7 protein-coding genes are annotated in these 9435 nt (G+C 53.2%); all 7 read right to left on the reverse strand.

Annotation, left to right across the window (positions count from 1 at the left end):
• Positions 1-151: 151 nt before the first annotated feature.
• A complete protein-coding gene (locus tag HY868_11675) occupies positions 152-403 on the reverse strand; it encodes a DUF4242 domain-containing protein (protein ID MBI5302789.1) in 252 nt (83 codons plus the stop codon).
• Positions 404-428: 25 nt separating this feature from the next.
• On the reverse strand, positions 429-1160 hold the full coding sequence (locus tag HY868_11680) for a hypothetical protein (protein ID MBI5302790.1): 732 nt from the start codon (positions 1158-1160) through the stop codon (positions 429-431).
• Positions 1161-1383: 223 nt separating this feature from the next.
• Complete coding sequence (locus tag HY868_11685) at positions 1384-1758, reverse strand: hypothetical protein (protein ID MBI5302791.1); 375 nt, start codon at positions 1756-1758, stop codon at positions 1384-1386.
• A gap of 183 nt (positions 1759-1941) precedes the next feature.
• Entirely contained in the window at positions 1942-2424 is a 483-nt protein-coding gene (locus tag HY868_11690; protein ID MBI5302792.1) for a hypothetical protein, read from the reverse strand.
• 281 nt (positions 2425-2705) lie between these two features.
• Entirely contained in the window at positions 2706-3413 is a 708-nt protein-coding gene (locus HY868_11695; GenBank protein MBI5302793.1) for a hypothetical protein, read from the reverse strand.
• 158 nt (positions 3414-3571) lie between these two features.
• Positions 3572-6244: a tetratricopeptide repeat protein gene (locus HY868_11700; protein ID MBI5302794.1), complete on the reverse strand. Its 2673-nt coding sequence runs from the start codon at positions 6242-6244 to the stop codon at positions 3572-3574.
• Positions 6241-9180 carry a tetratricopeptide repeat protein gene (locus tag HY868_11705; GenBank protein ID MBI5302795.1) on the reverse strand — a complete coding sequence of 980 codons (2940 nt, stop codon included), beginning with the start codon at positions 9178-9180 and terminating at the stop codon, positions 6241-6243. Before HY868_11705 ends, HY868_11700 begins: the two co-directional genes overlap by 4 nt.
• Between the last annotated feature and the right edge of the window lie 255 nt (positions 9181-9435).

The following is a 9435-nucleotide window of genomic DNA, read 5'->3' on the forward strand; positions in this document are numbered from 1 at the left end:
GCCACGTTTCTAGGAGGAATCCATCCCCAGTAGATCGTGGGGCGAATCTTACACGTGACGCTGGGTGTTGTCAATCGGGTATTGATAAGTTCACCAAATCCAAAAAGCCGGAGAGATGTTCTCTCCGGCTTACGAAACACGTGCGATGAGTTTAACTGCCTTCTTCCACTTGTACGATTTCATCCGCGACGAGTCCGTGCGCTTCGCGATGGACGGCGGCGGCGGCTTCCTTGTTCGGCGCTTGAACGAGACAAAATACTTTGCCGGTCGTTTCGTCGAACCAGTACTTGAGATACTGGACGCCGTGCTTGGTTTGCACTTCCAGGTCGCGCGCGTGCGCGCCTTTGACGGCATCCGCGGTCAGACCTTCGACGTGTTGGTGAATGTCCAGATAGAGTGGCATTGGAATCCTCCTATTTTCCTCTTACTCACTGTCCGTTGTCATCCGTAAACGTGAGAATACAAAAGATTTTCCACGATACACCGTCAAGATCCTCTTGCGTGATTTCCAAATGCTGGTCAACGATGCGGTGATAATTCGCGCGCGTGTTCGCATCGCCGGGAATTCGCACGGTCGTCAGCGCGCGCGCAAACTCCAGCTCTTTCATATTCGCGGACTGTTCCGCCGCGATGCACGTTTGCCAATTTACGGCTTCGGCGCGTCCATCGCGCCGTTCGCGGATGTGCGTAACTTCGTGAATCAGCACGCTGAGAAATTGAACTTGTTGCGCTTGCATCCCTGGAACACTCGCGACCTCGCTGATGTTCCAGTGTCCCAAATGTTCGCCGAATGTGATCGCGCCTGCACCGCGCGAGTAACAACATTTCGCATACGAGATGATCCTGCGCGTTTGCAGTTCATCATCCATCGCGAAAATGAATGGCTTGCCTTCGGCAACGTACGCGTACCATTCGGGCAGATGTTCGCGCAACCACCATAAACTAGTTTGCATGTAACGCGCATCCGCTTCGGTGAACGATCCGGCGAGAGTCACGTTCTCAAACACATCCGGTTGCGCCAAAGGCGTAAACCTTACGCGATCGAACGCCTCAGCATTCGCGGCAAAGATCGCGATGAAGATGACGAGTCCGATGATCGCCAACAACCGTTTGCTTGGCGATGCGCTCAAACGCGCCGCTTGGAATTTTATCTTGACCATTTTGGATTTCCCTCCTTGAATTGGTTATTCGCAGGATACAACGCGCCCATCAAATCATCGCCAAATTTTCATGGGGTTAGCGTTAAATTGCGAATGAGACGGTATGGCACGCTTTGAACGACGCAGTTGAGGTTTATTTCGAGAACGAGACCGGTCAGGATTTCGCACAAGCGACCTAGCAGGTCTCGTTCAGGGAGCCATGCCAAATTATTTGTGCGTTCACTTATCGGTCGCAACTCACGCGTGGATCGAGACACGACATGGCTGCCGCGTCAAACGACTTGGCGTACCGTTGATCAAACTGCTCGCGCTCCAACTCTTGCATCACCATCCGCATATCTTGCTCGGCGGCGTTTCTGGCGCGTAGTTGTTCCGCAATTGAATGCGCGTTCAACTGATCGAGCCGTTCGCGTTCCAACTCTTGCATCACCATCCGCGTATCTTGTTCGGCGGCGGCGTTGGTCATGCGCGTCTGCGCTGGCGCTTGAACCGGGGTTTGCGCGACGACCACGAACAACACTCCTGCGACGAGCGCGACCAAAAGCGCGAGCGCGAACGCGGTGAGTGAAAAACGGCGAAGCGTATTCGAGTTTTGCATTTTATCCTCCTGTTGGGTAAATCGGATTTGTTTAGATCACTGCCGTCAGTAAACCAGAAACTCTGACTTACAATAACGTGGAAAACACTTGGTTTTGCTGGAACGAGTACGGTATTTTTTTGCCGCCATTGTCAGCGATCACAACCACGCAGATCGTCATTCCCTCATGATCCGCTTACGCACCTAATAGCAGGAGACTTGCGAGTTCCAATCTGCGAACAGTCCGTTGGGATTATCTCGCCACGCCCAAACACGCAGGGTATAATAATCACCACGGCTTTGGAATTCGCGTCCGAACAAGACTGGAGGCGTGAGTCGATTTCCATTCTCCGCGCCTGCATACACCCGGTATTCCACGCCGACGAGTCGCAGTGTCCCGTTGTCCTGCGGTTCATAAAATAGCGATTCTGGGTGACGCGCATCCACCACGCCGTCGCTCAGCAGGTTGCTGTTGGAATACTGAATGCCTATCGCGCCTTCGCGCGGGTTGCTGATACATTCGGCGGTGGTCGCGTATCCTTCCGCAAGCGTCGTCTCAAGTCCGTTAAAACGCGCCGTTGCTTGGTATATGTTCGCGAGACATTCGGCGCTGGCGATGGCAACCGTCGCAAGCAACAGCACGGATGCAATCGCAAGACTTTTTGTGAACAAGTATTTGGTTTTCATCGTGATTTTCCTCCTTCAGGATTTCTTGCATGGATATTACCAATTGGAGTTTAGACTAATCTTCGATTCTGGCTATATTTTGAGCGTACAAGAGCCGAAAAATAGCGGGAAATCGCCTGTTTTTTGCAGTTAGTCTAAACTCCAATACCAAGCCATCGTTAAATAATCGTCAAATCCGCGGAGTCGCATCACTCGATCGCCGATGAGTTTGTCTGAGAATGAAAAATGGTCGCGTGAAATGTGCAGCAATGTCCAGACGCGCCCCAGGTAAAATAGACTGGTTACCACGGTACATAATCGGTCGGAGTCGCCATAGCGCAAAAGAGCGTCCACGACTCCCGGCTAACTCCGATCTCATCATGGCGAATTTGTCTCTCCAGGATGCGCCGATCCATCGCGCCCGACTGGGACTTGTCACCAATCATTATCGAGAGCAAGGCGCGTTTGAATTCTAATTCTTTGGAGTATGCCGCGCGCTCGAATGAGAGACAGTCGCTCAATTCAATTCTCTTGGGTACGCGCCCGGCGCGCTGATCGTACACGTGGGTGACCTCATGAATGAGTGTGCTGAGAAACGTAATCTGTCTGGACCACATAGTTTGATCTTCTGGATCATTGGTCGTTGTCCAATCTCCAAAATGGTCGCCGAAGATCACTTCGCCAGATTTGCGTTCATCACAGCACTTGGCTCTTGCCGCCAAGCCGGACTTGCCCAGTTCCACATCTAACGACAATGTGAAGGGCTTGGCTTGGGCGACGTATGCGTACCATTCCGGCGCATAATCGTGTAACCACTGCATACTGGTCTGCAAGTACGCGGCGTCGGCGTCGCTAATCGAATCGGCAAACGTGATCCCGGCAAGTAGATTGGGTTCGCGATGTTGTGTTGACTCGTTTGCGAAACTCAGGACGCTGAAATATATCAGCGCGATAACGCCAATGATGAGAACAACGCTCGCGCCCAATTTTATTTTGTGATTGCTGATCATATCGCCTCCGTTTCTTGAATCATAAAACCACAACCGCCGACGTGAAATAAGGTGGAAAATACGTGGTTGCGGAAGAATGAGTACGGGGATTTTGGACAAGCAGTACGGAGAAATAAAAAGACCCGCAGAATTCTGCGGGTCTTTATTGCCCTGCGCCACTATGGTTTCTCATCGCGTTCATGCAAGCCCTTCTCCACTGCCCACGTCGCGATCTGCGTACGCGCGTTGAAACCGAGTTTGTTGAGAATGTTGCCGACGTGTCCTTCAATCGTGCGTTCGCTCAGCACGAGCGCGTCCGCGATTTCGCGATTCGATTTGCCTCGCGCGATCAGCGCGGCAACCTCGCGTTCGCGCGCGGTCAACCCGCCAAACTTTTCTTTCGCGGCTTGGCGTGGTGAAAGTGTCGGGGTTTCTATCGCATCGGGAATTTTTATTTCCGCGAGCGCGAACTCGATGGCTTGCTCAAGCAACATTGCGCGACCTTCGTTCCACGCTGCGTCGAAGGTGGCGTCATCGAGTTTGGCGCAGACGGCGGCAAGGTACGCTTCATAATCCTTGCGATAGCCAGGTGAGAGCGGCGTACCGAATTTTTCGCGCAATGCTTGCGTTGCGCCAAAGAGTTGCGCCGCGCGTGGCGCATGGTTTGACTCCGCAGGCAGAAAAGCAAAACTGTCCAACGCGTGTGGAATAAAATAAAATGCGCTTTCCTCTTTGAACAAGCCAAGCGATTCGCGCAATTCCTGATATGCTTGGGCAGAATGTCCTTGCTTCAAGTGCAGACGACCCAAGTGCATCAACGCAAGCGCGACGTACGGTTTGTTTCCCAATTCCCTTTCCGCAGAAAGGGCTTGATGGAGCAATGTTTCCGCTTGATCGTTCTGATCACGAACCTGGTAATTTATTCCGAGCCGCAGTAATGCTCCGGCAAGATGGTATTTATTTCCCATCTCCCGCGCCATCGTTATGGCTTGTTCCTCCATCTCTTTTGCCTTTTCCATGTTGCCCTGATTGAAATAGGTCCATCCCAAGTTGGTGAAGGTGGCGGTCACGCCGCGTTTATCTTTGATTTCTTGATATAATATCTTGCTCTCTTCAAAACACTGTAAGGCGGAAGCAAAGTCACATTTCTGCCTTGCCACGTTCCCCAAAACGATCAGTGCTTGCGCCAGTCCTAGGATATTGCCCGATTCACGACTTAACCGGGCTGTTTCTTCGCCACAGCTACGTGCGATGGCAAGATCGTGAAAAATAAGCGAAAAGCCATAATCGCCAAGCGCGCTTTCCAGCGCGGGTCTGCCCACTGCTCCGAGTTCTCTGAGAATGGAGATACTCTCTTCGTAGAGACGCCGGGAAATCCCAGTCCCCTTCGTGTCGCGCGCCAAGTTCCCCGCCACTTGCAATGCCTTGCCGCGCGCGAGCGTTCGTTGCTCTGCGCCCTTAATTTTCAACAAGCTATCCAAGCGTTGATATCCTTCATTCCAATATCCTCGCGTCAACCAAAAGCGATACAACGCCCCGCCCAGTCGCAATCCTTTCTCAACGCGATCTTCGCTTGCTGACCATTCCAACGCATTCCGCAAATTGTCGTATTCGTTATCCAAGCGATTGAACCAGGTCATTTGCCCCGCGCCGTGCAGATTGGGTTCGGCTTCATCAGCCAATTTCACAAAATATTCCAAATGCCGATTCTGCACATTCTCGCGTTCGCCTGACTCGATTAGTTTTTCACGTGCGTACTGCCGAATTGTCTCCAACATACGATAGCGCGTTGCGCCGTCGCGTATTTCGACCATCACGAGCGACTTGTCCACCAAGCGCGACAACACATCAAGCAGAGGAGCAGGGGCGCGCGGGAGCAGAGGTGAATCTTTCTCCCCTGCCCCTCTGCCCCCTTGCTCCTCTGCACAAACGAACTCCGCCGCGTCCAGCGTCCACCCGCCCGCGAACACAGACAGGCGATTCAATGCGATCTGCTCTTGCGCCGATAATAAATCGTAACTCCAATCCATCGCGCCGCGCAACGTTTGTTGACGCGTCGGCGCGGTGCGACTTCCAGTCGTGAGCAAACGAAAGCGATCGTCGAGCCGCGCGGCGATTTGTTCGACCGATAATGTTTTGACGCGCGCGGCGGCGAGTTCAAGCGCGAGCGGCATCCCATCGAGCCGCGCGCAGATTTGCGCGATTGCCGGCGCGTTCGCGTGCGTCAATTCAAAATCGGATTGCGCGGCGCGCGCGCGATCGGTGAACAGCCGAATCGCTTCAACTTGCGCGAACGCGTCGAGCGGTGGTAACGCTTGCAAATTCGGCAACGCGAGCGACGGCACGCGAAAGGTGATCTCGCCCGCGATGTTCAATGCTTCGCGGCTCGTCGCCAAAATTTTCAAATCGGGGCAACTCGTCAAAAGCGATTCGGCTAACTGCGCGCACGCGTGAATCAAATGCTCGCAGTTGTCTAACACGAGAAGTAGATTTTTCGCGCGGAGAAAATTTTTGAGCAGATCAATCGGCGCGAGATTGCCGGGAGGGCGCAAATCGAAAATGGAGGCGACGGTTTGCGGTACGAGCGTGGGGTCCGCAAGCGATGCCAACTCGACGAGCCAAACGCCATCGGGAAACGCGTCGAGCAAATCGCGCGCGACCTGAATTGCCAATCGCGTTTTGCCCGCGCCGCCCGCGCCGGTGAGCGTGAGCAAGCGCGTGGTATTGCCCCCTCCCCCGCGCACGGGGGAGGGTTGGGGTGGGGACGCGATCAATCGCTTGATCTCCGCGATTTCTTTTTCGCGTCCGATGAAGTGCGTGAGCGCGAGCGGGAGATTGTTATTTTCGGTCATTGTGATTGTTTGTCCAGGTCTTGTGTCACTCGAATCTCATTGAGCGCATATTCAACCGCTTGTTCCAGCGTCATCGTGCGACCCTCTAACCGCGCCTTCTCAAACGTCGCCTCATCCAATTTTGCGCGCACGCTAGCCCAAATGTAATCATATTCAATGCGATCCGCGGGCTGAAGGATAATATTGGCATCATTAACAGTCGCTTCGACAAATCCTAATAAAAGCGCTGCTTGCTCAGGCTTGCCGGTCGCAGTCATCACACCTGCCAAGCCCATGAGATTCAAAAATATTTCTTCTGTGTGTCCCAACTGTTGTTCTAAAATAAGACTCTCTTCAAAACACGCCCGCGCTCTTGGATAGTCACTGGCGTGCAATGAAACCGTTCCCAAGTTTCCAATGGCTAGAACAAGAAAAGATTCCCGACCGTTCTCGCGTTCAAATTTGATACACTCTTCATACCATTTGGCGGCACGTGGATAATCTCCTTGAAGCTGAGCTAACACGCCGAGCGCGTTTAACACGTGGGCAAGATGGCGATTGTCGCCTAACGCTTGAAATCTTGCAATGCTTGCTTCATACAATTGATGAGCTTGGTCGAATTCTCCCTGGTCTCTCATCACGTTCGCCAAAAAAAACTGCGTCCGTGCGATATACAACGCATCATCCAATTCTCGCCACAAAACGAGACTAGTGTCTAACACATCGTGCGCCGTCTGAAAGTCACCCCGGATCCAGGTTGAGAAACCCAGCCATAGACACGCACAAGCGATCTCAAATTTGGACTCGGTCTTTTTGGCAATCGTCAGACCTTGCTCGATCAATTCACGAGCAGCAGCACTGTTCCCCTGATAGAGAGCCACAGCTCCTGCAATGATCAACACACGCGCATGTTTTGCGCTGACGCCCCATCGTTCCGTGCGTGGAAGCAAACTTGCTAACCAATCGCGCGCTTCGGGCAAATGCACACCAGCCCCCCAGAATTCGAATAATGCCCACACCAATCGCAACGCTATTTCAGCATCCGTCTCGATTGCCCGCTCCCAAGCTGCGCGTAGATTATCATAATCGTTTTCCAAACGAACTAGCCACACTTTTTGTTCGGCGCTCTGGAGTTTGGGCTCTGCTTCTTCTGCCAGCTTGAGAAAATAATCGAGATGACGAGTGCGAACACTTTCCAACTCACTGGATTCCGCTTGCGCGAATTTTTCGTGCGCGTACTGCCGAACCGTTTCCAGCATATGATAGCGCGGCTCTGCTTCATTTTGCTCGACGACGACGAGCGACTTGTCCACCAGCGACGCGAGCGTATCAAGCGTAGTGGACTGTCCATTGCACACCTCTTCTGCCGCTTCCAACGTCCATCCGCCGGCAAAGACCGACAATCTTTGCAACATTATTCGCTCCGCATCCGAAAGCAAATCGTAACTCCAATCGATCGTCGCGCGCAGAGTTTGTTGACGCGCCAGTGCTGCCCGGCTTCCCGTCGTCAATAAATTGAAACGATCGTCGAGACGTGCCGCGATTTGTTCCACAGATAAAACTTTCACCCGCGCCGCCGCGAGTTCGATTGCCAGCGGTATGCCATCCAAACGCGCGCACACACGCGCGACGGAGGGCGCGTTGCCGTTCAACCGCCACTGGGGCGCAACCGTCATCGCGCGTTGAACGAAAAGCTGAATCACATCGTATTGCACCAATTTCTCTAATGAAGGGAGCTGCTCAACATCGGGAACCGCAAACGACGGAACGCGCCACGCCACTTCGCCGGTGATGCCGAGCGATTCACGACTGGTCGCCAAAATTTTCAATTCCACACACGCGCTCAACAATTTGTTGGCAAGTTCTGCGCACGCCACAATCAGATGCTCACAGTTATCGAGCACCAGGAGCAGACGCTTGCCGCGCAAAAAGTGGTTGAGCGTTTCGTCGAGCGATTGATTGGGCGTTTCACGTAACCCTAAAGCTTGTGCAACAGTTTGTGGAATGAGGGAGGCATCGGACAGCGGCGCAAGTTCGACCCACCACACGCCATTCCGAAATGACTCGACTAACTGGCTCGCCACTTCAATCGCAAGGCGCGTCTTGCCGCAGCCGCCCGATCCCGTCAGCGTCACCAAGCGGTGCTGCGCGAGCAATTGTTTGACCTCGACGATTTCCTTCTCGCGTCCGATGAAACTCGTCAAGGGATGAGGCAGGTTGGTGAACAACGCTTCGCGCGCTTTGCCGCCGCTCAACGCTTGTTCGATTCGATCACGCAGGGCGATTGTCTCTGACGACGGTTCGACGCCAAGTTCGTCGCGCAAAATCTTTTTGCATTCGTCGTACTGTTTTAACGCGCCAATGCGGTCGCCGGTCGCGGCGAGGCAAAAGATAATGTGTTGGTACGCTTTCTCGTTCGCGGGATCCGCCACCAGAATCTTTTGCGCGAATTCGATAGCGCGTGTGTACTCACTCTCGGCGCGATGATGTTGGGCGAGTTGCAACAACGCGTCGATGTAGATAGCGCGCAATCGTTCGCGTTCGGGCAGAATCCAATCGTCGTAGAAATCGGGGAGCAAATCAATTTCAGATTTCAGATTTATGATTTCAGATTGGGCATTCAAATCTGCAATCTGCAATCTGCAATCTGCAATCTCGCGCGCATCGACCCAGATCGGAAAATCCGGATTGAGTTGCACCGTCTCGCGATCGGCAAGCACAATGTCGTCGCTGAGTTCTTTGCGGAGTGTGGAGAGCGCAGTGCGCAGCGAACGGCGCGCGAGTTCGTCGGTGGAATCACCCCAGCAAAGTGCGGCAAGTTTTTCGCGCGCATGGGGTTCGGGATGCAATGCGAGGTACGCCAAGAGTGATTCAACTTTGCGCGTGGGGAGATGGATCGTTTGCGTATCGCGTTCGAGACGAAAGGAGCCAAGAAGAAAAACGTGGAGTGGTTTCACATCCTGCGCCTGGGGAGGCGTGTCATCACCTGTCCCTCCTTCGCTGGCGCAATCATAAGCTCAATCTCAAAGCGTGTCAATGGGGCAAGACCTGGCAAGTTCGCTAAAGAACATACATAAAGAAAACGTAACTGCTCAGGCATAACCAAACTTGGACGACTCTTGTATTGCAAAGCATACATGCATCAGGCATACTGTAGACAATGACACCGTCCCCATTACCTACTGACGAACAAATCCGTGCGGCATACCAGC

This window comes from Chloroflexota bacterium (genome assembly GCA_016219275.1).
Classification (GTDB): domain Bacteria; phylum Chloroflexota; class Anaerolineae; order UBA4142; family UBA4142; genus JACRBM01.

Excerpts from the sequence above, each read along its gene's own strand:
- HY868_11675 (MBI5302789.1), bottom strand. The coding sequence starts at position 403 with ATGCCACTCTATCTGGACATTCACCAACACGTCGAAGGTCTGACCGCG.
- HY868_11680 (MBI5302790.1), bottom strand. The coding sequence starts at position 1,160 with ATGGTCAAGATAAAATTCCAAGCGGCGCGTTTGAGCGCATCGCCAAGC.
- HY868_11685 (MBI5302791.1), bottom strand. The coding sequence starts at position 1,758 with ATGCAAAACTCGAATACGCTTCGCCGTTTTTCACTCACCGCGTTCGCG.
- HY868_11690 (MBI5302792.1), bottom strand. The coding sequence starts at position 2,424 with ATGAAAACCAAATACTTGTTCACAAAAAGTCTTGCGATTGCATCCGTG.
- HY868_11695 (MBI5302793.1), bottom strand. The coding sequence starts at position 3,413 with ATGATCAGCAATCACAAAATAAAATTGGGCGCGAGCGTTGTTCTCATC.
- HY868_11700 (MBI5302794.1), bottom strand. The coding sequence starts at position 6,244 with ATGACCGAAAATAACAATCTCCCGCTCGCGCTCACGCACTTCATCGGA.